General features: G+C 36.9%; 27 protein-coding genes and 1 tRNA gene. 21 read left to right on the forward strand and 7 right to left on the reverse strand.

Going from position 1 to position 25,941, the window contains the following annotated elements:
• The coding region (locus H5R64_RS07010; RefSeq protein ID WP_182583114.1) for an RNA-guided endonuclease TnpB family protein at positions 1 to 941 on the reverse strand (941 nt) is incomplete at its 3' end.
• Positions 942 to 1,134: 193 nt separating this feature from the next.
• On the opposite strand from H5R64_RS07010, the gene H5R64_RS07015 reads away from it, so the two are divergent.
• The 5 genes from H5R64_RS07015 (at position 1,135) to H5R64_RS07035 (ending at position 5,832) form a co-directional block, all read left to right on the forward strand.
• Positions 1,135 to 1,530: an iron-sulfur cluster biosynthesis family protein gene (locus H5R64_RS07015; RefSeq protein ID WP_231797936.1), complete on the forward strand. Its 396-nt coding sequence runs from the start codon at positions 1,135 to 1,137 to the stop codon at positions 1,528 to 1,530.
• A gap of 401 nt (positions 1,531 to 1,931) precedes the next feature.
• Positions 1,932 to 2,600 carry a type 1 glutamine amidotransferase gene (locus tag H5R64_RS07020; protein WP_182583119.1) on the forward strand — a complete coding sequence of 223 codons (669 nt, stop codon included), beginning with the start codon at positions 1,932 to 1,934 and terminating at the stop codon, positions 2,598 to 2,600.
• 138 nt (positions 2,601 to 2,738) lie between these two features.
• Positions 2,739 to 4,262: a glutamate--cysteine ligase gene (locus tag H5R64_RS07025; protein ID WP_182583121.1), complete on the forward strand. Its 1,524-nt coding sequence runs from the start codon at positions 2,739 to 2,741 to the stop codon at positions 4,260 to 4,262.
• A 75-nt stretch (positions 4,263 to 4,337) separates the two neighbouring features.
• Positions 4,338 to 5,267 (forward strand): lactate/malate family dehydrogenase, encoded by a 930-nt coding sequence (locus H5R64_RS07030; RefSeq protein WP_182583123.1) that lies wholly within the window; start codon positions 4,338 to 4,340, stop codon positions 5,265 to 5,267.
• Positions 5,260 to 5,832 carry an LOG family protein gene (locus H5R64_RS07035; protein WP_182583125.1) on the forward strand — a complete coding sequence of 191 codons (573 nt, stop codon included), beginning with the start codon at positions 5,260 to 5,262 and terminating at the stop codon, positions 5,830 to 5,832. Before H5R64_RS07030 ends, H5R64_RS07035 begins: the two co-directional genes overlap by 8 nt.
• Before the next feature lie 144 nt (positions 5,833 to 5,976).
• Here the strand turns inward: H5R64_RS07035 and H5R64_RS07040 are convergent, their stop codons facing one another.
• Positions 5,977 to 6,339 carry a DUF4828 domain-containing protein gene (locus tag H5R64_RS07040; protein WP_182583127.1) on the reverse strand — a complete coding sequence of 121 codons (363 nt, stop codon included), beginning with the start codon at positions 6,337 to 6,339 and terminating at the stop codon, positions 5,977 to 5,979.
• A gap of 155 nt (positions 6,340 to 6,494) precedes the next feature.
• Here H5R64_RS07040 and H5R64_RS07045 point away from each other — a divergent pair, with 155 nt between their 5' ends.
• The 4 genes from H5R64_RS07045 (at position 6,495) to wecB (ending at position 10,332) form a co-directional block, all read left to right on the forward strand.
• The gene (locus H5R64_RS07045; RefSeq protein ID WP_182583129.1) at positions 6,495 to 7,514 is read left to right on the forward strand and encodes a Gfo/Idh/MocA family protein; all 1,020 of its coding nucleotides are present in this window, start codon (positions 6,495 to 6,497) and stop codon (positions 7,512 to 7,514) included.
• Between the two features lie 14 nt (positions 7,515 to 7,528).
• Positions 7,529 to 8,842, forward strand: a complete 1,314-nt coding sequence (locus H5R64_RS07050; protein ID WP_182583138.1) for a DEAD/DEAH box helicase — start codon at positions 7,529 to 7,531, stop codon at positions 8,840 to 8,842.
• Between the two features lie 72 nt (positions 8,843 to 8,914).
• Positions 8,915 to 8,987: transfer RNA gene (locus H5R64_RS07055), tRNA-Arg, on the forward strand.
• 217 nt (positions 8,988 to 9,204) lie between these two features.
• Positions 9,205 to 10,332, forward strand: coding sequence for a non-hydrolyzing UDP-N-acetylglucosamine 2-epimerase (gene wecB, locus H5R64_RS07060; RefSeq protein WP_182583140.1), 1,128 nt, complete (start codon positions 9,205 to 9,207; stop codon positions 10,330 to 10,332).
• Between the two features lie 35 nt (positions 10,333 to 10,367).
• On the opposite strand, the gene H5R64_RS07065 is transcribed toward wecB, so the two are convergent.
• Positions 10,368 to 10,805, reverse strand: coding sequence for a GtrA family protein (locus H5R64_RS07065; RefSeq protein ID WP_182580931.1), 438 nt, complete (start codon positions 10,803 to 10,805; stop codon positions 10,368 to 10,370).
• Complete coding sequence (locus H5R64_RS07070) at positions 10,805 to 11,254, reverse strand: flavodoxin (RefSeq protein WP_182583142.1); 450 nt, start codon at positions 11,252 to 11,254, stop codon at positions 10,805 to 10,807. Before H5R64_RS07070 ends, H5R64_RS07065 begins: the two co-directional genes overlap by 1 nt.
• Positions 11,255 to 11,368: 114 nt before the next feature.
• Here H5R64_RS07070 and map point away from each other — a divergent pair, with 114 nt between their 5' ends.
• The 3 genes from map to H5R64_RS07085 all read left to right on the forward strand — a co-directional run bounded on the left by map (position 11,369) and on the right by H5R64_RS07085 (position 15,328).
• Positions 11,369 to 12,223, forward strand: coding sequence for a type I methionyl aminopeptidase (map, locus tag H5R64_RS07075; RefSeq protein ID WP_182583144.1), 855 nt, complete (start codon positions 11,369 to 11,371; stop codon positions 12,221 to 12,223).
• A 520-nt stretch (positions 12,224 to 12,743) separates the two neighbouring features.
• A complete protein-coding gene (gene yjeM / locus H5R64_RS07080; protein WP_182583146.1) occupies positions 12,744 to 14,249 on the forward strand; it encodes a glutamate/gamma-aminobutyrate family transporter YjeM in 1,506 nt (501 codons plus the stop codon).
• A gap of 164 nt (positions 14,250 to 14,413) precedes the next feature.
• The gene (locus H5R64_RS07085) at positions 14,414 to 15,328 is read left to right on the forward strand and encodes a YihY/virulence factor BrkB family protein (RefSeq protein ID WP_182580935.1); all 915 of its coding nucleotides are present in this window, start codon (positions 14,414 to 14,416) and stop codon (positions 15,326 to 15,328) included.
• Between the two features lie 181 nt (positions 15,329 to 15,509).
• Here the strand turns inward: H5R64_RS07085 and H5R64_RS07090 are convergent, their stop codons facing one another.
• Complete coding sequence (locus H5R64_RS07090; protein ID WP_182580936.1) at positions 15,510 to 15,752, reverse strand: DUF2922 domain-containing protein; 243 nt, start codon at positions 15,750 to 15,752, stop codon at positions 15,510 to 15,512.
• Between the two features lie 24 nt (positions 15,753 to 15,776).
• Positions 15,777 to 15,989, reverse strand: a complete 213-nt coding sequence (locus H5R64_RS07095; protein WP_182580937.1) for a hypothetical protein — start codon at positions 15,987 to 15,989, stop codon at positions 15,777 to 15,779.
• Between the two features lie 100 nt (positions 15,990 to 16,089).
• On the opposite strand from H5R64_RS07095, the gene recX reads away from it, so the two are divergent.
• The 9 genes from recX to H5R64_RS07140 all read left to right on the forward strand — a co-directional run bounded on the left by recX (position 16,090) and on the right by H5R64_RS07140 (position 24,394).
• The gene (gene recX, locus H5R64_RS07100; protein ID WP_182583148.1) at positions 16,090 to 16,881 is read left to right on the forward strand and encodes a recombination regulator RecX; all 792 of its coding nucleotides are present in this window, start codon (positions 16,090 to 16,092) and stop codon (positions 16,879 to 16,881) included.
• Positions 16,882 to 16,967: 86 nt separating this feature from the next.
• Positions 16,968 to 17,621, forward strand: a complete 654-nt coding sequence (locus tag H5R64_RS07105; protein ID WP_182583150.1) for a sugar transferase — start codon at positions 16,968 to 16,970, stop codon at positions 17,619 to 17,621.
• A 10-nt stretch (positions 17,622 to 17,631) separates the two neighbouring features.
• Positions 17,632 to 18,393, forward strand: coding sequence for a DUF4422 domain-containing protein (locus H5R64_RS07110; RefSeq protein WP_182583152.1), 762 nt, complete (start codon positions 17,632 to 17,634; stop codon positions 18,391 to 18,393).
• A 15-nt stretch (positions 18,394 to 18,408) separates the two neighbouring features.
• On the forward strand, positions 18,409 to 19,338 hold the full coding sequence (locus H5R64_RS07115) for a glycosyltransferase family 2 protein (RefSeq protein WP_182583153.1): 930 nt from the start codon (positions 18,409 to 18,411) through the stop codon (positions 19,336 to 19,338).
• Positions 19,339 to 19,351: 13 nt separating this feature from the next.
• Positions 19,352 to 20,557: a hypothetical protein gene (locus H5R64_RS07120; RefSeq protein WP_182583155.1), complete on the forward strand. Its 1,206-nt coding sequence runs from the start codon at positions 19,352 to 19,354 to the stop codon at positions 20,555 to 20,557.
• A complete protein-coding gene (locus tag H5R64_RS07125) occupies positions 20,544 to 21,170 on the forward strand; it encodes a YveK family protein (protein ID WP_182583157.1) in 627 nt (208 codons plus the stop codon). Before H5R64_RS07120 ends, H5R64_RS07125 begins: the two co-directional genes overlap by 14 nt.
• Positions 21,171 to 21,185: 15 nt before the next feature.
• Positions 21,186 to 21,962 carry a DUF4422 domain-containing protein gene (locus H5R64_RS07130; RefSeq protein ID WP_182583158.1) on the forward strand — a complete coding sequence of 259 codons (777 nt, stop codon included), beginning with the start codon at positions 21,186 to 21,188 and terminating at the stop codon, positions 21,960 to 21,962.
• Positions 21,901 to 22,800 carry a glycosyltransferase gene (locus H5R64_RS07135; RefSeq protein ID WP_231797935.1) on the forward strand — a complete coding sequence of 300 codons (900 nt, stop codon included), beginning with the start codon at positions 21,901 to 21,903 and terminating at the stop codon, positions 22,798 to 22,800. The genes H5R64_RS07130 and H5R64_RS07135 overlap by 62 nt, the downstream gene beginning before the upstream one ends.
• Positions 22,801 to 23,386: 586 nt before the next feature.
• On the forward strand, positions 23,387 to 24,394 hold the full coding sequence (locus H5R64_RS07140) for a glycosyltransferase family 2 protein (protein WP_182583160.1): 1,008 nt from the start codon (positions 23,387 to 23,389) through the stop codon (positions 24,392 to 24,394).
• A gap of 122 nt (positions 24,395 to 24,516) precedes the next feature.
• On the opposite strand, the gene H5R64_RS07145 is transcribed toward H5R64_RS07140, so the two are convergent.
• Positions 24,517 to 25,848 carry an ISL3 family transposase gene (locus H5R64_RS07145; RefSeq protein ID WP_182583162.1) on the reverse strand — a complete coding sequence of 444 codons (1,332 nt, stop codon included), beginning with the start codon at positions 25,846 to 25,848 and terminating at the stop codon, positions 24,517 to 24,519.
• Positions 25,849 to 25,941 lie beyond the last annotated feature (93 nt).

Here is a 25,941-nt window from a genome sequence, read left to right on the forward strand (position 1 = left end):
GTCCTAAATTGATACCAACTCGCATTGGCAATTGATTTAGCCAAATGATGATTCTTTTGAAGATTCTTGGTTTTCAAATCTTCAATCACAATTACATCATATTGTTTCACCAAATTAGTTGTCAGCTTATGGAGGTAGTCTTTGCGCTTATTAGCTATCTGCTGTTGATAACGTGCTTTTTGCCTCCGTGCCCGTTGCCAGTTTTGGTAGTCGTTTAGCTCCATTTTGGTATCGTTGTGATTATGATTCCATTGACGTATGGCAACGGTAGCTTGGTATTTACGTTTAGCGTATTTGCTTTGCCAAACGGTGGTCTGTTTTTCTAACCATCGGGCATTGAAAGTACTAAACTTTTCTCCGTCAGAGCTAATTGCTAGGTCACCTATTCCCATATCAAGACCAACGGTCTTTCCTGTTTTAGGTAAGAGAGCTGGTTCATCTGTTTCTACTTGTAATGACAGGTAATAACGTCCCGTTTGGTCATAACTTACGGTATAACGTTTAACCTTACAATCGGTTAATTGAGTAGTTTTGCTAGATTTGATAATGCCAAGTTTTGGCAATTTTAGGTAACGCTTAGTAACAACAGAAATTGTAGATTTCCCTGTATATGACTGCTTAGCTGTATGTCTACTCTTAAAGCGTGGATAACCACCTTGATGCTTAAACAACATCTTAAAAGACTGTGCTAAGTTGTGATTAACCACTTGTAGACTAGTCGAATCACTCTCTTTTAGAAATGGATATTCCTGTTTGAGCCTTTTTAGTAGGGTATCCATTTGATAGCCGTTTACAAAATGACTCCTCGGATTATTCTTATAGCGTTGCTTAGCCATAGCTAACATTTGGTTCCAAACAAAACGATTATTCCCAAACATTTGTAATAGTTGGGCTTGTTGTGATTTGCTTGGGTATAAGCGTAGTTTAATTCCTTTTAGCATTTTTATATTACTCACCTCCGTTATATTAAGATGATGCCATCGAGGGTGAGTAATTACAACATCAATATGATTAGAAATTGGTATCAAAATTTTAATTTAAGCAAGGGCATTCATCCCATGACTAAAGTCACGGGATGAATACCTAATTGTTATCAGTAAAATGTAAATACTAAAAGCTTAGGGGGACATGCATATGAAGATATTAACTGTGACTGAGACTGCACTAGAACGGCTTAAAAAGTATTTTAGTCCTAATAAACAGGTAGTGTTAGATTTTGATGATGGTGTTGGCCCGTTTTCAGCGATCGGTAATTGTAGTCTCGACGCTAATTACCGTTTAATCTTTGTTAATAAAGATATGGATTTACCAGATTTTAATGAAAAGGTCAGTTCTAACATTGGTGATATTTATATCAAGAGTGAACCTTATGCGAATGTTCAATTCGAAAAGCAGATGGAATTACGCTTCGATCCGAAGCATTTTACAATGCCGTTAGTTAGTCCGACTAAGATCCTTACTGATAATGTTGAAGTAGTTGATATTAGTGAACCATTAAAGGGTGAATATACTGGAACCCATGATTGCTAAAGTTTATTAAATAGCGCCTAGCACATTTTCAAAGTTTGAATGTGCTAGGCTTTCCTTATTTATAGAATTAACTACTAGTATTGATTCTAATATTTGAAATGATAAATTAAACCATATAGTAATAATGATAGGTAATCATAAGAAAAATTAGTAAATACAATCCACTATGACAGTCCATTCAAGATAACTATAATGAAGATTTCAAACTTTTGCTTACTAAAATTTTTAGAATGTAATAAAATTAATATTCGAATCATTACCGACTAATTTCCCCAAAAATATCAAATAGTTGACAATTGGCTCTTTGAATACGCTTTTATTGACACTTGATTCCAATAACATTAAAATTTATTAATGATAATCATTATTGGGGAGCAAATAAATTATAGGAGTATTAATTAATGAGAGTTAATATTTTACAACACACTTCAAATGAGGGTCCTGGATCAATTCGGGATTGGATCCATGCTAATAATAATGAAATGTATGTTTACCACCTGGACCAATTTGGTAACTTGCCAACCATAGATGAAACTGATATGTTAGTGCTCCTCGGTGGCGCCATGAGTCCTAATGATGACTTTCCTTGGTTGGAACAAGAACGTGAATTGATTAGAAAGATGCTTGATAAGCGGAAGCCAATTTTTGGTGCTTGTCTAGGAGCCCAACAGATAGTGAAGGCGTTGGGCTATCAGGTTACTCAAGCGCCATATAAGGAAGTGGGCTGGGCTCCTGTATACCGGCAGAATGATGCCATTCCAGGGATCCCAGATAAGTTAACGGCTTTGCACTGGCATCAAGATATGTTTGAGATTCCTGACGATGCGAAGTTGCTTTTTAGTAGCGATTTGAATGAAAATCAGGGTTTCCTTTATCACGATAATGTGATCGGTCTTCAATTCCATTTTGAACCGATGAAAGATAATGTGCGGGAAATCGCAATTAATGATAGTGAGTATCCGCTTAAGGATAATGCTCTCCACCAGACAACCGCAGAGATTATTACTCATGATGTTCCGGCAGAAAATAAACAAGTAATGTTTAAGTTATTAAATTACATTACCAGATAATATCTAACTAGCTATCAAGAGATTAGTGAGACGCCGTAAATAGTTAGTTTAAGCATTTATCACTATACTTTTGAGGTTGCTAACTTTGTGATCAAAGTGTTATTGTGTAATGGTATATAAGAAATGAGGTGATCTTGAATGGCTGATCGATATGATGCAATTCGTCAAGCATTGAGCAAACCCGAATTGAATGCAAAGCTGTTCGCATCAGAGTTTGGGTTAGAAGCAAAGAAGCACCGGGTACTAACTAATGGACGCGCTAGTCGTTATCCATATCCGGAAGCTCTACGTTCTCGCCGCCATAACTTATACTTAAATTCTGGCTTTACCGATAATATGATTGACTTTGAAACGTCACCAGTTGTTGGGAGTAAGAATGCTGTTCGTCAATTAAAGATGCTTGAGCAAATTATGGTTGGTCAACTTCACGAAGATGAACGTTTATGGCCACTTAGTATGGCTCCTGCTCCTGTATACAACCATGATTTGGACTACTTAATGACGGATAATACGAAGACTTGGGATCAAGCTAATCATGATTACTTAGGTAAGAAATATGGTATCACTCAAGAATTGTTGGGTGATGTTCATGTTAATTTCAGTCTGAATAAGGGATTGGTAAAGACTTTATACGATCAATTCTATAAGGATGAATATGATTCACTCGTTGATTTTCAAAATCACCTTTACTTTAAGATGGCCCAGTGTTTTGTCCTTTATCAATGGCTATTTACTTACCTATACGGTGCAAGTCCAGCTTCAGAAGATATGCCTATTCCTGAACATCTTGAATTACCAGTTCGGAGCTTACGGTGTAGTGATTATGGTGATGATAATCTTCCTAATGAACAAGTTGGTTATAATTCATTAGAAGAACACTTTGCTAAGCTACAGGAATTTATTGATAACGGGACTTACTACAGTATTAAAGAATTCTTTGGCCCTGTTCGTTGTCGTCGTCATAATCAGGAAGTGGGTGATTTACAGGGGATGTTAACCAAGGGAATTAATTATCTTGAGTTCCGTTCTTTTGATTTAGATCCGCTTTCCCGAACTGGGGTGAGTGATGATACCATTAATTTCCTTGAACTATTAATGATTAATACTCTAATTAAGCCACTTCCGGATAATTTACCAGAAAAGTTGGTAGCAGCGCGGAAGCTTAATAATGAGGTTGCTTTGCAAAAGCCGAAGGAACAAACGCCAGAAATGCATGAGGCAGCAACTAAGATCATTGCTGAATTGCAGGACTTAGTTGATGAATTTAATGCACCCCGAGAATACCGCTTAGCACTTAAATTTGTTCAACGGCGTGTAGATGATCCGGCCTTAACAATTAGTGGTCAATTAGCTGATCAAATTGAAAACGGAAATCTCCTTTCATTTGGTTTGAAGATTGCTAATGATCGTTTTGCTGCTAATATGAACATGACTCATCCCCTTCAAGCAATTAGTGAAAAGTATTCGGATGATACACAACGTTTAATCAAAGCGGCAATTGAATTAGGGGTTAATGTATCCTTCAGTGATGATGGAGTAACCTTGACCGTTGGTGATCATGATGAGACTTATGAAGTACAAGGCGAATTTGAATTTCCTGACGGCCCACGTAAGTATATCTTAAATACATTTCCTGAAGCAGCTAAATTTCAGGAAGAATAATAAAGCAAATATAAAAAATAACGGAGCCTCACAATGATTTTTTGTGATGCTCCATTTTTGATCGGGGAGAAGATAATGAGAAAGATTGGAATTATTGGGTTAGGACATGTTGGACGATTATTGGCTCATGATTTAGTCATAGCTAATAAAACAGATCAATTAGTCTTGATCGATCGAGATGATGCCTTAGCCGTTGGGTTGAAAACTGACTTGGAAAATGCCCAAACGGCACTAAACACAAGGACTAAGATTATCCTTCAGGACTACGCAGCTCTAAGAAACGTAGATATCCTTATAACTACATTTGGAAATAGTAGCCTTCTGAAAAAAGAGCAAATGGCAGAATTGATTCGAAACGGGGAAGCAGTTCGTGAAATTGCTCCGCTGGTAAAACAAAGTGGTTTTGATGGAATCGTTCTGAATATTAGTGATCCCAATGAAGCAATTACTGCTTACCTGCAACAGCAACTTGCCTTACCAACGGAGCAGGTAATTGGTATCGGAACCACAATTGATACAGCCCGAATGCGCCAGTCAGTTGCAAAGGCTGCAGAATTGTCATCCCAAAATGTTAGTGGCTTTGTTTATGGTCAACATAATGGAGATAAGGTCTTTGCCTGGTCCACAGTTACCGTTAATGGGCAAAAACTAGATGAGAGTATTAACGGTCACCACCTTGATCAAAATCAATTAAGAATTAATGCTGACCTTGATAACTGGTATACCTTTAAGGGACTTGGCTATAGTGCTAGTGCCATTGTTGCATGGACGCTCAAAATTATTTCTGCAATTCTTGGGGATGGAGAGTTGAGTGTTTCAGTGGCAATCTACCAGCCTCAATATTCAGGATACGTTAGTTTTCCAACGTTACTTAATCGTAATGGCCAAGGTCACCCATTATTATTCAACCTTTATCCAGTGGAAGTGGCAGCTGTTAAAACAGCCGTTGGTGCAATTCAACAACAACTTACTGTCCTACAACAAGGAGGAAAAATAAATGATTAAATCGTTAGCTGTATATTGTGGAGCCCGAAATGGAAATGACGAAAAATATTTAAAAAAGGCATATGAATTAGGAGAGTGGCTGGCAGCTCACCTAATTGACTTAGTCTATGGTGGTGGACAGTTCGGAATAATGGGTGCGGTTGCTAATGGTGTTCTTGATAAGGGGGGAACCGTTCACGGAATTATTACCGAAACTCTTGCAAGCCGCGGTGCTGCTTACTCGAAAATTCAAGATCTTAAAATTGTTCCGGATATGGATCAACGGAAAGAAAAAATGATGGCGATGGCCGATGGGATGTTAGCACTGCCTGGTGGGATTGGAACACTTGAAGAAATTAGCCAAGCGGCTTCGTGGATTACAATCGGTGAAAATCTGAAGCCTGTTGCTTTTTATAATCAAGATGGCTTTTATTCACCACTAGAACGGACATTCGCTCACATGTGTCACGAAGGTTTTCTTGAAAAAACTTATTTTGATAGCATGTACTTTAGTGATGATTTTAATCAAATTCTTCAATTCATGGAGTATTATAAGGCACCAAAATATAGGACGTATGAAAAATAGAGTGCGAACCAGCAAAAAGCTTACGGAAGTTAGCAATTCCTCTGTCAAACGATGTATCGGCGTTAGAGGGGGAATTAGGGGGAACAGATTTTAACTTGGTTACCGAGAAATAACTGGATCAAAAAAAGCCGCAATCATTGCAGCTTACTTAAGTGGTTGGATTGCATAGACCTGATCGTCAGCTTCATCCATTAAGGATACGGGGCGTTGGTCATTAGCTTGGATAACAATATGATACCCAAATTTGTCAAGATAAACTAATTTATCTTCGCGGATTAATTGAACCGTTGCAGGAATTTCTTGGTTATCAATCCCAAGTTTTAGTTCCGGAGAGATGGTGATTTTATGGGACCGATTACGTTCCTGATCATAGTACCGCCAAGTACCGGCGTAAAATATTGGTAACGCAGTCGTTGTGCTACTTTTCTTTGCGTGACTAAACCCTAAAGTACTGGAGAGTCCGGCCATTAGTCCCGCACCGAAGAGTAACATTCCCTTTTTTTTCATATTCCATCAATCTCCTCAATTATATGATAAGTCATTTCTACAAGAATATTATACACATATTTATATGATCGAAAGATTTCATTTCTGTTAAAAACAGACAATAATTGGTATGATAAATGTAACAAGTTAAATATCTGATAAGGGAGTTGGCTCAAATGCTTAAGTTAGGAATTATTGGAACTCATATTATTACGGACCAAATGCTGGACGCAGCTCGAACTACAGGTAAGTATAAATTAACTGCGGTTTATTCACGGACAATGAATCGGGCTAAGGAATTCGGCCAGCCGTATGGTGCTACAGAATTCTATGATGATCTTGAAAAATTCTTTGAAGATGGTGACTTCGATGTTGTTTATATCGCTTCACCAAACAGTTTGCATTATCAACAAGCGCGGATGGCAATCGAAAATGATAAGTTTGTGATCGTTGAAAAGCCAGCTTTTGTAAACCCAAGTGAGTTTTCTGGTATCCAATCATTACTGGCAGCCCACCCTAATGCCCGTTTAGTCGAAGCGGCTCGCCATATTCACACACCACTATATTGCAAAGCCTTGAAGAAAGTTAATGAAATGAAGGAACACTACATTCAAGGGGCAACGATTACCGTAATGAAGTATTCTTCTCGGTATGATAAGGTTCTCGCGGGTGATAAACCTTATCCAAATATCTTTACCTTAAAGTATGCTGGTGGTGCTTTGATGGATCTCGGTGTTTATACTGTCTACGGTGCGGTTACAATGTTTGGGCAGCCACAGTCAGTTGTTTACTACCCAACCCTTTGCAAGACCGGCGTTGATGCTAAGGGTGTTGCTATTTTGAACTACGACAAGTTCAGTGTTACGTTGAATTTTGGGAAGACTGCTAATTCATACTTACCATCTGAAGTTTATGGACTTAAGGATACTCTTGTTTTCGATAGTATTTTTGAAACTCAAAAGGTTACTTATTACGATTCTGATAAGGAGGCTCACCAGCTTGATGCGCCGGTTGAAAAGAATTCAATGACGGATGAAATGAATGATTTTGCCGACTTATTTAATAATCCAGACAATGAAGAACAGATGAAGAAGTACAAGGGATGGATGGAGCTTTCCGAAACTGTTAACTCCGTCATGTATTCGCTTCGTCAATCAGCACAATTAGAATTTCCGGCAGATAAAGATCAAGAATAGGATGGGGATAACATTTGATCGAACAATTTCAAGAAAAATTTAGCCAGCAATTTAAACAACCTACGGGAATTCAGGAGGCTGTTGCTAAGCCTTTGGCAGAAGATAAGTCGATTCTCGGAATTGCACCTACTGGTTCAGGGAAAACACTAGCATTTACTTTGCCTCTCTTGCCCAAAATTATGCCTGGCGCAGGAACCCAATTATTAGTTCTAGCACCATCACAAGAATTGGCAATGCAGACGACGAGGGTAATGCGTGAATGGGGGAACATCATTGGCGTTAAGGTATTAGCTCTAACGGGTGGTGCAAACCTTCGTCGTCAAGTAATGAAGTTGCGAAAACATCCCGATGTTGTTGTGGGGACACCTGGACGGGTTCTTCATATGTTAGATAACCGTCATCTAAAACTTGGTCACTTACAGACAATGGTAATTGACGAAGCTGATGATTTGTTACGGGATGATACCTTAGCAGTGGTTGAAGATATTGAACGTGCTACACCATTGAGTACTCAATTAGCATTTTTCTCTGCTACTAAGTCGCCAGTATTTCAACAACTTTCGGTGATGTTCGGTCGTGATATCTTAATCCTTGATGTTACATTGAAGGATCATACTCAGGGCACTGTTCGCCATGGGTATATTGATGCTCGGACTAACGCCCAAAAGACAGCGGTCCTTCGCCGCTTGACTAGTATTAAGGATTTTCGTGGCTTGGTATTCTTTAATAGTACGCGGACACTTCATTATGCTGCTAGTCGTCTTCGTCATGAACATATGTCAATTGGGACGCTAGGCGGTCGTCAAAAGCAAACACAGCGGGAAAAAGCAATGCGAATGTTCCGGAAACGTCAAATTAAGTTGCTATTGACAACGGATGTTGCTGCTCGAGGAATTGATATTCCTAAACTTCCGGCTGTGATTAATTTTGATTTACCGACTGAAACTAATACTTATGTTCACCGTGTTGGTCGAACTGGTCGGCAGGGTGAACCAGGATTAGTGATTAACCTTGGAGATGATCACGATATTCGTGATTTGAAAAAGCTTCTTAAAGATACTGATTACCAATTAGAACACCTTTATATTAATAACGATCAGATTACGGACGAAAAGCCGCAAAGGGGCCAGAAATCTGTTTCGTTACGTCGACAAAATAGTCGTCAATTACAGCAAGAGCAATGGAACAATCAGACTAGTGTTGAAAAGAGTATTCACCAAACTCTTGGTAAACCAAGAAAACCAAAGAAAAAGCCACATAAGAAGAACCGAAAAAACAAAGGAATTCGTCTAAAACATCGTCGTAAGAGCAATAACACAAAAAAATAACTAAATAATTAACAAAAAAGAGTAAAATCTTCTTTACGACTTCAATCGTAAATGCGATAATACTCTTTGTCTGGTCCTATAGTATAACTGGATAGTACATCCGCCTCCTAAGCGGCCGATTCCGGTTCGATTCCGGATGGGACCATATTTCATGCTTATATTTTTAGATCCAATTCAAGACTGAGAAAAACAATTTGCTTTTCTTGGCCTTTTTTTCTTTATATCTCAACAATGCAACTAGTAATTGCTAGTTGCATTGTTGAGTGGCAAATATTCTTTTCCCGGGAAATAAATTTTACTTTTTAAAAATATTATTAAATTGTTGTACAATTAAAATAGTATTTAAAAAAGGAGTTGTCACTGTGAAAAAGCCATTTAAAATTATGCTTCTATTTGGAACTCGGGCTGAAGCGATAAAGCTTGCACCAATCATCGAACAGATGAAGCAGGAACCAGATACTTGGAAGCCATCAATTGTAATTGCTGCACAGCAACAGCGGCCACTCCTTCAGCAAACAATGGATTATTTAAACCTAACAGCGGATTTCGACTTAGATCTATCTAGCCTCAAAAATACTAATTATGCTGAGCAATTGAGTCAATTGATCCATAACTTAAATAACGTTATTAATGCTGGTCAACCAGACATGTTTCTGGTTGTAGGAGATGGTGTGACTAGCTTAGCAGCAAGCTTAGTTAGTTTTTATAACCGGCTACCTTTGGGGCATGTGGAAGCGGGGTTACGGACGTATGATAAGTATCTACCATTTCCGGATGAGATTCACCGTCAGATAACCGATAACCTAGCCGATCTTTACTTTGCGCCAACTACACGTGCTCGGGATAATCTTTTAAGTGAACATCATCCAGCGCAACAAATTTACGTTACTGGTAATCCAGTAATTGATTCAGTTAAAGAACGGTTAAGCACGGATTTTTATAGTGATATTTTGAAAAAGATTCCGGATGATCATCGGATGATTATTTTGACGATGCAACGTCCTGAGAGTATTGGAGTTCCCATGGAACGGGTCTTTCATACAATGAAGGACATTGTTGAAACCAATAAAGACGTTGAGCTAATTTATCCGGTTTATCCGAATGGTGAAGTAATGAGTCTTGCTGATGAGGTTTTGGGTAATAAGGAACGAATTCACCTAATTGAGCCACTTAATCATGGTGATTTCCTAAACATCGCTGCCCGGTGTGATTTTATTGTGACTGATTCAGGTGGAATCCAGGAAGAAGCATTGGCAATTCATAAGCCTGTCTTACTATTACGAGAAAAGACTGAACGGCAGGAAGCAATTGATGTTGGTGTCGTTAAAATTGTTGGTACAGATCCAACAAGTATCCAACAGGCTGTCTTTAGTCTTCTTAACGACCATAAGGTTTATAAGAAAATGGATCAAGCCGAGAATCCGTTTGGCGATGGCAATGCCAGTGAACGGATTTTGAATATTATCGAAGAATACCTAAGTAATAAATAAAGCAACAGAGTTCGGTTTTACCGAGCTTTGCTGCTTTATTTATCTTCAATTCCACGGTTATCCTTAAAGATTAACCATTTTGAGAAAATATAATTTGTAATTACGACAACAACGTTATCAATAAACTTAACAATAAATTGTTGAAGTGGTGTATCAAACTTTAAGACTTGGATCCCAACATAGGTGATTATCATATCAATTACTAAGGTTAATCCACGATAGAAGAAGAAGCGGAGAATTTCCACCACAAAATCGCTAACTGTCGTGTAATGAGAGCCAAATACCCAGACTTTATTGGTAAAGTAGGCTACCAAAACCGAAGCAAACCAGGCAAGAACCGTAGCTACTTCGACATTCCAATGGAGACCAGGACTTAAAATTTGGAAGACAGCTAAGTTAACAACAGTGGTTACAACGCCCCAGAACAGGTAGGCGATAATTGATTTATACTTACTCCAGAGTTGTTTAATCATTACTTAGCCGCCTTTTTAATTAGCTTTGCAACAAAGTTATCGAGAGTTTTAATATCATTTTCATCTGGTGACAGGTTAATATGGATATTATCGGCACCCTTAGTAGCATGAGCTTTTTCAAAAGCCTCGCCAAAAAGGTCAACTGCCTTACAATAGTCATCAGCGTAGTATGTATCCCCAGAACCGGCGACACCATAAACCTTACCAGTTAAGTCAGCTTCCTGAAGATCATCATAAAAGTCAAGTCCTTCATCAGGAAGAGCCCCTTCATCATAAGTGTAAGGACAAACAACACAAATATCGACGTCCTTAAAATCTTCAACGTCTGCCATTGTAATTTCAGTTTCGTCGACTTCAACCCCTTGATCTTCAAATGATTCGGTAATGATGTCGGCAACGTCTTCGTTGTTACCGGTAATAGTAGCGTAGACAACAAGTGCTTTAGCCATTTTTATTCCCCCGTTTAAAATAAATTACGCTTCATAGTATAGCATGGTTTACAACTTCTTTGGTGACAAGTGTTATACTAGTTTACGTATAAAATTAATGAAGGGGACACTTTAATGATTACATTAAAATCACCACGCGAAATTGAAGCGATGGAAAAGGCTGGTGCCGCACTTGCTGCTATGCACATCGGAATTCGGCAATTTATTAAGCCTGGGATCTCAAGTTGGGAAGTTGAAGATTTCGCTCGGAAATACTTTAAGGCTGCTGGTGCTAAAGCTGAACAAATTGGCTTTGAAGGCTATGAATATGCAACCTGTGTCAGTGTTAACGACGAAATTTGTCACGGCTTTCCACGGAAAAAGCTTATCTTTAAAGATGGGGACTTAGCTAAAATTGATACCGTTGTTAGTGTTGACGGTTTCTTTAGTGATTCCTGTTGGAGTTATGGAATTGGTAACGTTAAGCCAGAGATCCAGAAGTTAATGGATGTTACCAAAAAGTCACTGTTTATGGGGATTGATCAATGTGTTGCCGGTAACCGGATTGGTGATATCGGTGCTGTTATTCAACACTACACTGAAGATGAAAACGATTATGGAGACGTTCGGGAATTTGTTGGACATGGAATTCAACCAACAATGCACGAAGATCCGATGGTTCCTCATTATGGTGAACATGGTCAAGGGCTTCGTTTGAAGAATGGTATGACAATCACGGTTGAACCAATGATTAATACCGGTACCTGGGAAGCGGACACTAGCGATCCGAGTGGCTGGTTAGCTAAGACCGCTGATGGTGGCTGGTCTTGCCAATACGAACATACGCTTGTTGTTACAGATAAGGGTCCTAAGATCTTGACTTCCCAAGATCCTAAAGCTGATGCCAAGTATATTTACGATGATAACTATGCTAAGTATCTTGAACACTACAGTGAGATTGCTAAAGACTTAGCAGGACATTATGAATAAAAGAGTGTGAGCCAGTAGAGGATTGGGAAGGTCGCTTGAAAGGTTAGGACGAACATGTTGAGGCTATGTGCGTAGTCTGTTATCTAACTTATTGAAGAAAGTTTAGTTCAACATAATACAGTCCTGCCACTCATAATAATTTAAAGTGACTACGAAAGTTAAATAAGTAGTCTTCGTATATTAATGTGTAAAAGGGCAGATTCACTAAAGAAAATTTAGAGGTCTGCCTTTTTATTGATTATGAGAAAGAAAAAATAAGTTTTTAGTCGGCATCATTCAAATAATCAGCTCATAAACTTACATATATCCATTTATAAATATACGGATATCAGAACCTATTTACTCTAATTATGAATTTTATGCGTGAATAGCAAAAGAATATTGCATAAATAATATTAGAAAATAATAAGAATTTTGGTGAAAAGCCTTTTATTTTTATCAAATAGGGCTATACTTAAAATATTAAATAAATTCTTATTTTTATTTAAGAATCTTTTCCTATATTCTGGAGGTTTTTATTTTGGATGAGCAGAGTAGTAATAAAAAAATGATTACTACCTTTGGCCTGGTTACGATGATCATTACCGCTATTTTCGGTTTTGGTAATGTTTCAAATGCGTACCTGCAAATGAGCTATGGGAGTATTATCTGGTATGCCTTAGCGGGGATCTGTTTCTTCTTCCCGTGTGGCTTAATGATGGCTGAATATGGTTCAGCCTTTAAGGATGCCAAGGGTGGAATTTATTCTTGGCTTGCTGGATCAATTGGTGAAAAATTAGCTTTTATTGGAACTTTCGTTTGGTTAGCGTCATGGATTGTCTGGATGGTTTCCACCGCTTCTCGGATTTGGATTACTTTTTCAGCTTTGATTTTTGGTAAGGATACCACTCAACAATGGCATTTCATTGGACTGAGTTCAACTGAAGTCATTGGGGTACTCGGAATTGTCTTGATGATTGCATGTACGTACTTTAGTTCTCGTGGAATGACTGCAATTGCCAAGGTGGGGTCTCTTGGCGGGATCTTCACCGTTATTGTTAACATTATCTATGTTATTGCAGCCTTTATAATTTTAATTGCAAATAAAGGTGCATTGGCCCAACCAATTCATAGCGCTAAGGATTTTGTGTTATCCCCAAACCCACAATTCCAAACACCAATTGCAATTATTTCGTTCGTTGTCTACGCTATTTTTGCTTATGGTGGGATGGAATCACTTGGTTCAGTTACTGATAGTATGAAAAACCCTGAAAAAACTTTCCCTCGTGGTTTGATTATTGCATCAATTTTTACTATTGGTGCCTATGTTTTGATGATTTTGATGGCTGGTTGGTTCGCCAACTATAACCATGACTTTGCCAAGAGTACTACTAACCTTGGGAATGCTACTTATGTTCTCTTCAATATTTTAGGGGTTAAGTTAGGGTTAGCGTTTGGGCTTTCTCACGCAACTGCTGTTGTTTGGGGAGCGGCCATGACGCGAATTGTTGCTTTTGCTCAGGCACTTGGGTTCTTGGGTGCGTTATTTGTTTTGATGTACTCACCAATCAAGGCCTTTATTCTTGGTTCTAACCCTGAATTATGGCCAAAAAAGTTAACTAAGTTGAATAAGGCGGGAATGCCTGCTAATGCAATGTGGTTACAGGTTACTGTTGTTTCCGTCATTATCTTCTTGGTTGCCTTCGGTGGCTCTGCAGCTCAACGGTTCTACACCATTTTGACAGATATGGCCAACGTTTCTACTTGTTTCCCATACCTCTTCTTAGTTGGGGCTTTCCCATTCTTTAAACGGAAGAAAAATATTGAACGGCCATTTGAAGTCTTTAAGAATCGTTTCTGGACAGATGTTTTAGTATGGTTTGTTGAAATTATCCTAATTGTCGGGATTCTGTTTACGTTCATTCAACCAATGCTTGAAAAGGATTGGCAAACTGCATTCTGGACAATTGCTGGTCCAGTCTTCTTTGCTCTGGTTGCTTGGATCTTCTACAGTATTTCTTCGAAGAAACATCATATCAACGGCTAAGAAGAGTAAGCTGCTTAGCAGTTTTAAATATAGAAAACGGAAAAGTTTCAAGTTATTTCGAAACTTTTCCGTTTTGTTTGTTTAAGATTTCGTTATTGACTTTCTTTTTCCATGCAACTCAAAATAATGTATAATGAACCAGTATTACTATGAGGAGTTGGCTAATGATTAGGAAGGAAAATAAGGCAAAATTAAAAAAATTAATTACAATGTTGGTTAAGCATTTTACCTTAGCCCAACTCTCTAGTTCGGCAGCGACACTTGCGTACTATACATTACTTTCCATCTTTCCGGCATTATTGGTGATTGGAAACTTACTGCCAATGATTGGAATTGACGCGAATACTGTTTTAACTTATCTCCAGACGTTAGTTCCGGCAACGGTTTATAGCTTTATTCGGCCATTAGTCTTGGATTTTCTCCAGCGGGGAAGTGGTGGTGTTTTGACTACCGGGGCCTTGATCGCACTTTGGTCGACGAGTCAAGGGATCGCGGCTTTTCAAAGAAGTGTTAACCATGCTTATGGAATTGCAGAAAATCAAAATCCGATCAGCAACCGAGTAATTTCATTTATTTGGATGATTGTCGTTGTGTTCATTATCTTTGTGATCGTCTTCCTGTATGGGGTCGGTGAACAATTCCTTAAATGGCTTCAACCACTCCTGCACTTTAAACGTCATTACATCTACCTGTTTAGTAGTTTAAAGTGGCCGATCACTTTCGCGGTTATTTTCATTGCTCTGACAATGCTCTATTATTTTGTCCCTAATGCTAAGATTAGGTTGCGCTTTGCCACGATTGGGGCATTCCTTGTCTCGATCTTTTGGTTATGGCTCTCTAAACTATTTGGGTTATATACCATCCTATTTAATCATGGTGTAATTGGCTATAAAACGATTGGTGCTTTTATTGCAATGATGGTCTGGCTCGACTTTTCTGGTTACCTCATCATGATGGGGGCGGCAATTAATGCAGCTTTTCAGGAAGCATATGATGGTGAACTAATTGAAAAGGAGCACTTCTGGCAACTAATTAAAACTGAACATGATAATGCCCGAAAAAGAATCGTTAAAAAGTAAGGATTGTGATATAAATCTTATTAATTTAGATGAAGTACAAATAGTGCGTAGTATACAAATAAGGTTCCATTTCCCGGCAAAACCGAACTCTGGAACCTTATTTTTACTTGTAGGGGTCCACGAACTGGTAGGTTAGTTCAGGATTACTCCCCGTTGAGGATTATTAAGATGGAATGATTAATTATTCAGCAACAGGAGTTTCCTTTTCATCATTAAAGAGGACCGTTGGAATTGTATCGACATACTTTGCAGAAACCGGGGTTGCGTAAATGTCTTCATCATTCTTAAAGAACAGATGGGTATTTGAGAGCTGGTTCATTGCTTGCCGAACAGTTGCTGCATTTAACTGGTCATTAGCGTAGCTCAACTTTAATAAATGCTTCTTACCAAGACTACCCTTGAACATTAAATTGAGAGTTTTCATAAAGTAAACTTCCTTTCTAAACTATTAGTCCATTACGATTGATTGGGTTTCAATCACGTTAGCGTTAGTCACCTTTTCTCCAGTTAAGGTTTCCATTACAGAGCTAAGAAGTGAAAATTGTTCTTCACTAATGGTTTCAGTAACATTGTTAAGAATGTGCTTTGCCCCTTTAGGGTGCTTTTCGCCAACCAATGTTAACTGAATTTTAGCGGTTTTGAACTTTTGAGTCATGCTCATGATGAATTCTCCTTTAGGTTTGATGTTTAATAAGTAGTGGCCACTGCTTACACCTATAACAACGAACGAGAAGTGAATTTGTAAAGAAGGGATTTTGAAAATGGCAAAAATTACTAAGATTGAAGTACAAAAGCGTCAAGGACGGTATAACGTTTATCTTGACGGTAAGTATGCCTTTCCTGTAGCAGAGAGCGTCTTAATTCAGTTTCGGTTGATGAAGGGGCTGGAGGTTGATAAGGAACTCGAAGCTCAAATTACGACTGCCGATCAGATTGCTCGGGCCTATTCTCGAATGCTTGATTATCTATCCCATCAGTTACGTACAGAAAGTGATGTTATCAAAAAGCTTCGGGATCTTGAAACTCCAGATGAGTTTATTGAGCCAGTTCTGCAAAAACTCCGTGATCAGAAATTGCTTGATGATCATGAATACGCTGCTAGTTATGTGCGGACAGAAATGAATACTGATCTTAAAGGACCGAGAAATATTCGTCAAAAGCTCCGGTTAAAAAGGATTGGAGAAAATGATATTGATGATGCACTAGCCCAATTCACTCTCGAACATCAGCTTAAGAATGCAACAAAGCTCGCTAAGAAACTATTTCGCCGTTATCGTTCACAACCGCTTCAGCGCCAAGAGCAAAAGGTTCGGCAAGGATTAATAACAAAAGGATACGCAAATTCAATTTATGACCAAATTAAGGGACAAGTAGAACCACAAGAAGATTTTGAACAGCAAGAGAAATTACTAGAACGTCAAGCTGAGAAACTTTGGCACCGTTATCGGCGATATGCGGGCCATGAACGAGAGATAAAGTTTAAGCAGGCAATGTACCGCAAGGGCTTTGATTTAGATGCAGTTCAAGAGTGGTTAGACAACCATGAATTGTGAGAAGACTTTTCAGACTGGTAAAATACTGGTAAAATATGTGAGATACGTAGAAAAGTTACAAAATAAAATATAAAAGAGAAAGTAGAATGACAGAAAAGAAAATTCATATTGATGAAGGAAAACTACACCATCAGTATGGCTACCGATTTACCAAACGGCTCTTTGATGTTATAGCATCTTCAGCGGCGGTGGTAATCCTTAGTCCGGTTTTCTTAATCATCGCGATTGCAATTAAAATAAATGATCCGAAAGGCCCCGTTTTTTATACTCAAATCCGAATTGGTGAGCATGGAAAGCCGTTTAGGATGTTTAAGTTCCGTTCAATGGTGACAAACGCGGATGAACTTCTAGAAAAACTTCGGGCCCAGAATGAAATTGAGGGTGCAATGTTCAAGATGAAGGATGATCCGCGAATTACCAAGGTGGGGAAGTTTATTCGAAAGTATAGTTTGGATGAACTTCCACAACTTTTAAATGTGGTTGGTGGTTCAATGAGTATTGTTGGTCCACGCCCACCACTACCATATGAAGTGAAGGAATACACTGATTATGATCGCCAGCGCCTAATGGTTAAACCTGGTGCTACTGGGATGTGGCAGGTTGGTGGTCGAAATGCCTTAAGTTTTGACCAGATGGTTGAACTTGATTTAACTTATATTAATGAACGTTCTGTGTGGCTTGATTTAAAGATCATGTTTGAAACAGTTAAGGTCATGATTAAGCCTAATGCAGCTTATTAAGGAGAAAATCGTGAAGACAAAAGTATTAGTTGCAGCTCATAAGAATTATGCTATGCCTGAGGATCCGTTATATTTACCTGTATTTGTGGGTAAAGAGATCCATCCAGATGTTAACCATACTTTTCAGGGAGATAATACTGGAGACAATATGTCTGCTAAAAACCCGTACTACAATGAGTTAACAGCTATTTACTGGGGATGGAAGAACCTTGATGTTGATGCTATGGGATTGGTTCATTACCGTCGTTACCTTAGCTTGAACCATCAAAAGTCCTTAGATGAGGTTCTATCAAGCAAACAAGTAGTACAGTTACTTAAAGATCACGATATTATTTTACCGCCTAAACGTCGCTATTACATTGAAACAAATGAATCGCATTACCTTCATGCCCATGAGCACGAGCCATTTGAGGTAATGCGTCAGGTAATTCATGAGAAGTATCCTGAATATGCGCCTGCATTCGAGAAAGTGATGAAGCGAACTTGGGCGCACATGTTTAACATGTTTATTATGAAGCAAAAGCCGCTAGATGAATATTGTACCTGGATGTTTAATGTTCTTGCTGATGTTGAATCTCGGGTGGATATTTCTTTCTACTCAGCATACGAACAGCGAGTATACGGCTTTTTAAGCGAGCTTCTTCTGGATACTTGGCTAGAGGTTCATCCCGAATTTTCTACTGTTGAAGTTAAGTATGTCTTTATGGAACATACTAACTGGTTTAAAAAAGGTGGAAAGTTTATTTTGCGGAAGATTACGGGTCACGCTTAAAGGAGGCAGGTTTAATTGCCTAAACTATCAATCGTTGTACCTTGCTATAACGAGGAAGAATCAATTCCATTATTTTACCCAGCGGTAGAAAAAGTTGTAAACAAAATGCCAGTAGAAGTTGAATACTGGTTTGTTAATGATGGTTCCGCTGATGGAACGCTGAAAGAATTGCGGAAATTACATAAGGAAGCTCCAGATAAGGTTCATTATGTTTCTTTTTCCAGAAATTTTGGAAAAGAAGCAGGACTATACGCTGGTCTAGAAGCAACAACAGGGGATTATGTTGTTGTAATGGATGTTGACCTGCAGGATCCTCCCGAGTATTTGCCAGAGATGTATCAGGCAATTTCATCAGGTGAGTATGATTGTGTGGGGATGCGTCGGATAGACCGAGCTGGGGAAGCAAAGTTTAAGTCGTTTTTAAGTGATAAATTCTATGACGTTATCAACAAAATTTCTGACACTAAAATTGTAAATGGGGCCCGTGATTACCGGATGATGACTCGGCAAATGGTTAATGCGGTCTTATCACTAAAAGAATATAATCGGTTTTCAAAAGGAATCTTTAACTGGGTTGGATTTAAAACCAAGTATCTTCCATATAAAAATGTTCAACGAGTTGCCGGAACAACTGACTGGTCAACTTGGAAATTATTTAAGTATGCGGTAGATGGAATAACTGATTTTTCGGAGGCACCATTATCTATCGCTACTTGGATTGGCGGAGTATCAGCTTTCATTGCTGTGATTGGTATTATCGTTGTAATAATTCGTCATATTATCTCGCCAGGTGGTAGTGCATTTGGCTGGGCTTCATTAGTATGTATCATGTTACTTATTGGAGGAGTTCAGTTGTTCTGTCTTGGAATTGTTGGTAAATATATTGGAAAGATCTATATGCAGACAAAGCAACGACCAATATATATAGTAAAAGAGAAAAAATGAGAGAGAATGTATAATGCATTTGAATAAAATAATAAATAAGATCGCAAATTTTTCAATTAGTGGTGTACATCTTTTTTATATAGCATTTTTAGCCCTTTATATTAGTTCCTTTATGAAAACTACGACATATGCTGATTATGTATCACCTAATTTAATTTCACGGATGTCTTACTTAGTTGTCGGGATTCTCTTACTAAAGATCTATTTTTTTGATAGTCTTAATATAAAAATTTTTTCCATAGATACGATCATATTTATACTTGCTGTAGTTGTGTGGAGGAAAACACATGCATTTGATATAGTGATCTACGCTTCTTTAATCCTTGGGGCTAAGAACGTAAATTTTAGATCGTTAATAAAATGGTTTTTCATGATTGGACTAATAATGATTACATTTGTGATAATTTCATCACAGTTAGGAATCATTAAAGATCTTGTCTATATGAGGAATGGCTTTGGCAGGCATTCATTTGGAATTAATTATCCAACTGATTTTGGGGCACATATTTTATTTTTAATACTTGCATATTGCTATTTAAGATTTATTGATTTGTCTTGGAAAGATTATTTTGCATTTAGTATCATTGGAGTAATCTTAATGTTATTAACTCAGGCAAGACTCGATGTTATTGCAATATTTGTAACAATTATTGTTGTATTGATAGCTCAAAAGGCATATAAAGGTGTAAAGCTTTTTAGAGAAGTTGCCTCATTTTTTTGGATAATTCCAGTACTATTTGCTTATGTAGCAGTTGTTGCTTCATACTTTTATTCATCATCTAACAGAATTTTTGATTTATTTAATAATTTATTTTCAGAGCGATTGAGATTATCGCATCTTGCGATTAGTGACTATGGGATTAAGTTATTTGGTAATTTAATAACGGAGCGGGGATTTGGAGGAAGCTCTGGTTTCCATTCTTTTCATGTATTCGGTATGGGAGAACAATATTTTTATATTGACTCGTCATTTATCAGATTATTTGTAATATATGGACTAGTAACTGCAATATTATTTGTAATATTAATGACAGTTATTGCATTACGTTCGATTTTAAAAAGTGATTTCTGTATGGCAGGTATCATTGTGCTAATTAGTATTAGCTGTTTAGTTGAGCCTCATCTGTTAGATATAGCATTTAATCCTTTTTTAATAGCCTTTACTGCTTCGAATGTTTATTATAAAAAAATACGGAGGAACCAAAGTGAAAAGTTATAGTTTAAAGCAATTGAATAAATCCTTTCTTGGTGCAATAATTTTTACAATTATTTTAGCAGTCTTTGGGGGGATGCTAATGTTTTTCTATGCAAAACATAAACAGCAAACTACGTATACTGCAGAAAGATATGTATTGGTTTCACATAATGTTATGGATAGTCAAGATAAGGATTATCCAGTTACTAATGCTGATTTAAACATGATGTCGTCATATGAGGACATTGCTGAAAACAAAATAATTGCTGAAAATGCTAAAAAGTATTTATCAAAAAAGATTAATAAGAAGTATACTGCTGATAACATTAGTAATAGTGTTAGTGCCAAAAGTAAGCCACAATCTTTGGTATTAAAGATTAGTGTTAAAACAGGTAATGAAAAAAATTCAGTTGACATAGTTAATGCAGTAGCAAAAAGTTTCCAAAATGAATTACCTAAGTTACAACCAGGAGCCGGGGAGGTACACTTGCTAGCAAAAGCAAGTAATTCAAGTGTTGAAACTACAACCACTCCTAACAAGAAAAAGTATTTTGCAGTTGGGGTAGCGCTTGGGGGACTTCTGGGAATAGTTATTTCATTTATCGCTATAACTTGGAAAAAGATTTTAAACAAGTAGAATAGGTGTAAAATTATGACAATGTATGTGATAACACATAAGCATTTTAACTATAACAATTTGCCCATTAGCTATGTACCACTTTTGGTTGGCGCTGATTTTAACCCTAATCCTGATAATTTTTTACAGGATAATTCTGGAGAAAATATTTCTAGTAGGAATCCATCATTTTGCGAATTAACTGGACTATATTGGATGTGGAAGAATAGTGGTGAAAAGAATCTGGGTTTATCACATTATCGTCGCTATTTTTCTAAGTTTAATAACAATTCGGAATTATTCATTACAACCTTATTTAGTGGGAATGTATCGCCAGTTCCTGTAAAAAAATTAGACTCTTATCTTGATGATTTTGATTGGGTTGTTGTGAAGCCTCAAGTAGGTGGTAAAGGTAATTTGTGGGAACAATTTGCTCACTTTCATCACGAAAAAGATATGAAAGCTGTTAGAAATGTGATTGAAGAGTTATCACCGGAGTACCTATCTTCTTTTGATTATGTAATGGACCAAAGTTCCGCTTCATTTTTTAATATGTTTTATACTTCTAAAAAAGAATTAGATAAGTATGCCAGCTGGTTATTTCCAATTTTATTTAAAGTCGAAAAGATTATTGATATATCTAATTATGATAGTTACCAAAAAAGGTTATTTGGCTTTTTGGGAGAACGTCTTTTTAATGTATGGCTTTATCATCGGAAGGCTAAAATAAAGACATTAGTAGAATATAATAGTGAATTGGTTAACAGGGCATGGGCAGCTAGATCAATTAAGAATGATATTCTGGGATGGTGAGAAAGTGGAAAATAAAAGCTTTTCTTTAATTACGATTGTAAATAAAGAGGAAGTATATAGGGAATTTAAAAAAAAACTCTCGAAACAAAAAAATGTGAATTATGAATTAATAAAGATAGAGAATGATAATAATCAATATAGCTCTGCTCGGGAGGCTTATAATAAGGCCGCTAAAATAGCAAGTGGAGATTATTTGGTTTTTTTGCATCCAGATATTAGATTTTTAGATACAAATGCACTACATGACATTTTGATAAATGTTAACAGACTATCCGATTATGGCCTCATTGGAATAGCTGGAAGCCCAAATAATGAAGATGAAGACAATCGAGATTACATTGTAACAACACTTGTCCAAAATACAAAGAAAGAAAATATTGGAGAAGCAATAAAACAACCAACTAAAGTGCAAACAGTTGATGAGTGTTTCTTTGTAGTGAAGCGTTCTTTCTGGGAAAAGCATCCATTTAGTGATATTGTTGGTTGGCATTTTTATGCTGTTGAACAGAGCCTAATTGCATTGAATGATGGTTTAACAAACTATGTAGTACCTGCCAGAGTTTGGCATATTTCTCCCGGAGCATCAGAAAATATTCAATATATAAAGATTGGTAAAGAGATAGTCAAAAGATACGGTAGGAATTTTACATATATTAATACAACAGTTGAACAATGGTATACACACGGGCTAAAGAAAGAATTGATGCCTTGGGTAAACTTTATTGCACATAAAGTACAAATGAAGGTAAAAAAACATCCAAATATTTATTCACTAGGTCGGAAAATAAAACGTATGGTGGATTATAAAAATCAAAATATGTCGGAAAAGAATGATTAATAGAGGTGAGGTAACGTCTCTACTATGAGGAGTTTGTGAGTATTCAATATGTAAAATCAGTGATTATAGTAAATTTAAAGTGTAGACTTTTTACCCAACTTAAATGCGATACTAATGAAAAGATATTCAAGAAAGCCAGTCTATTAAGCTTTTTAGAATTAATAAAACTAAAATGAATAAATTAAGGCAATGATGAAAAAGTTTAAAATTTTATTTAGCTCGTGAAATTCGCTATTTAGTCTTAATTTCTTATTATCTCTTTTTTAAATACAGGATTTATTTTAGAAAGGGTATTTCACAATTATGGTTGATAATTTTAAGAAGTTCGTTGATGATACGGTATTTATGCGTTTATATTACTGCTTTGTGAAAATTAAATAGATTAATTAACAGAGCTAAATTAAATATAGTATTGTAACGGTAGTAATTAAAATATGCTTGTTTCGTTAAAAAGCTAAGTATATTATTTATTGAAGATATGGTTGCTTGATTATGTCACACTCCTGAAAGTACAATTAAGCATATTTCATATGAAAAAATTTTAGCTTTTTCATATGAAATATGCTTAATTATTTGGAGGTAAGAAATGAAAAAAGAAAAATTATTGAGTGTGATCATCCCAAATTATAATAGTGGAGACTTATTAAAAGAATGTATATCTAGTATCGTTATTAATATGAATAAGTATGTTGAAGTAATTGTGATAGACGATGGTTCTACTGATAATTCACTAAAGAAAATAGATGAATTTAGCGACACTGTTAAAATAATTAGGCAAACTAATAGTGGTGTTTCGAGTGCTAGAAACCGAGGACTAAAAGAGGCAGTTGGAAAATATATAATGTTTGTTGATGCTGATGATACGTTGAATCAAACATGGTGTAATATAGTATTTCAAGAATTAAGTAAAGATAAAGATTTAATAATCTTTAATTATACAAAAAATGATAATAAGTTAGATATAATAGATGCCGTCAAATTATTAGAAAGTGAGCAGCTACGAGGGTATAAAAGCAAAATGTTAAAGCTACCTACCTTGTACATGACTGTTTGGGGTAAGGTGTTTAAACGTTCCATTATAGTTAATAATAAAATTCTATTTGATGAACGGTTAAATTTAGCAGAAGATGGGGATTTTATGATTCAGATTTTGCTAAAGACTAATTCAATTTTATTAAATAACTATATACTTTATCATTACAGGAATAATAGTAACTCTGTAATGAGGACTTTTAATAATAATAAAGTTAGCAATTATTTGCGAGCAATGAAAATTTCAAGTTGTAAAATACCTTCGGGTAGTTACTTGGAAGAAGCATTTAATTTTTATGTTTTAATGCATCTTAATGTGATGATGGTTCATGAAGTCTTTGATAGGGCTAATAATATTAGCTATTTATCAAAAATGAAAAAACTAAAACGAATTTTAAAAACAGATATAATAAATAATTCTCTACGAAAGATAAGGATAAATAAGTGTAAAGAGAAACAAACAATACCAATTTTATTATTAAAGTTAAAATTGTATGATATTGCAGCACTGGCTTTTATTTTGCGCTCAAAACATAATCATGAAATGATTACAAAAAAATAATTTTTAATAATGAGTATCTGTTAACTTATATTAACGGATACTGATGCCATTTACAGAAATGTGGGTGGTATTTTTAATGGTTTCTTCGTCAAGAAGTACTGATAAGAAAATAGAATAAGTTTTTAAGCAGCTCGTGTCTGGAAATTGGCATGAGCTGTTCTTTTATGGTTCCAGTTAATGGCAATATATGAATTAGGTAGGGCGAGCAGGATACGAGCCCGGAAATTGCAGAAGTTACGAAAACCATAAGCGGTTCGTTTAATAACCTTAATCTTGTTATTTATCCCTTCTACTGGACCATTAGTATAGGTTTGATATTTGAAGCTATTAATAATCTCTAATTTATGGATGCGCAAGGTTCGTTGAACCTTTTGGAGTGGCCAGGGTAGCGTAGTCCACTTCTGGCTGAGTAATTGGTTCAATTCGCCTTGATCACGATGACTGACAGCTAGAATTAGCTCCTGATAATAGCGATATGCTTGACTTAAATCCTCATTGAAAGATAGTAAGCGATGGACCACTTCAACGTCGGTAAGTTGAGCGTAACCAAAATTGCGTCGTGACCAATAGTTATCATATTTAAGCAGTCCTGCCGGGGTTAAAATTAGTTTCCAGAAGTGTTTAAGGGCTCGCCACTGATGGGTTCCTTTCCCGGCGCTATTCATAGCCTTGATACGAATTTGATTCAAGGCCCGATACGCTTGTGCGACCACGTGAAAGTGGTCGGCAATGATAATGGCATGCGGAAACAATTCATGAATAAGATGACGGTAAGGTGTGTACAGGTCAACCGTAACGGTCTGAACTGCTAAACGAGCCGAGTGGTCGTAACGCAGAAAGTAATTACGTAAGTAGCGACTTCGTCGTGACAAAATAATGTCTAAAGTGCGGTGATTTTCAATGTTCATTAAGAGCATACTCATGCCACTGGGCGCAAAGCGACCAGACTTAAAGTCATCAAAAGCGATGTGTCGTGGTAGCCAGTGGTAGTTAGGCTTGAAGGATTGGTCGAGGTTCAAGATCACTCGTCTGACCGTCCAATCAGAGATACCGAGTTCCTTAGCAATATCAGTTTGCGATTCATTAGCGGTTAGCTGCATCATAATTCGCAGGTTAATGGCCTGACTGATATGGTGGCGATACTTAACGTCTTTAACTCTGGCCACCTTGGTAATCGTTTGTGGACAGTCCGGTGATGGCTTACAAAGGTATTTTTGTTTACGAATTGACCAAATGGTCGGCTCATAGTGCAAGCTGGGGCCCAATATTTTGACCAGCTTAAAGCCATTCTTGAGCATTAATTGACCGCAACGTGGGCAATGTAAGGGATAAGACTGGACAAGGTGAACAATTATCTGGTTGCCTTGATCTTCAATCGCATCTTTAAAATGTGCTGTATCCAATTCAAGGTGAGAATCTTTAATTCCTAAAGCAATTTTGGTAGAATAATTCATGAAAGATGGTCCTTTCTTAAACGAAGACGGGGTTCTGAGCCATCTTTCGTTTTTTATTTTAAATTTAAACAAAAATAAGTACCGATGTTAAAT

Source organism: Limosilactobacillus fastidiosus (assembly GCF_014145505.1).
GTDB lineage: Bacteria > Bacillota > Bacilli > Lactobacillales > Lactobacillaceae > Limosilactobacillus > Limosilactobacillus fastidiosus.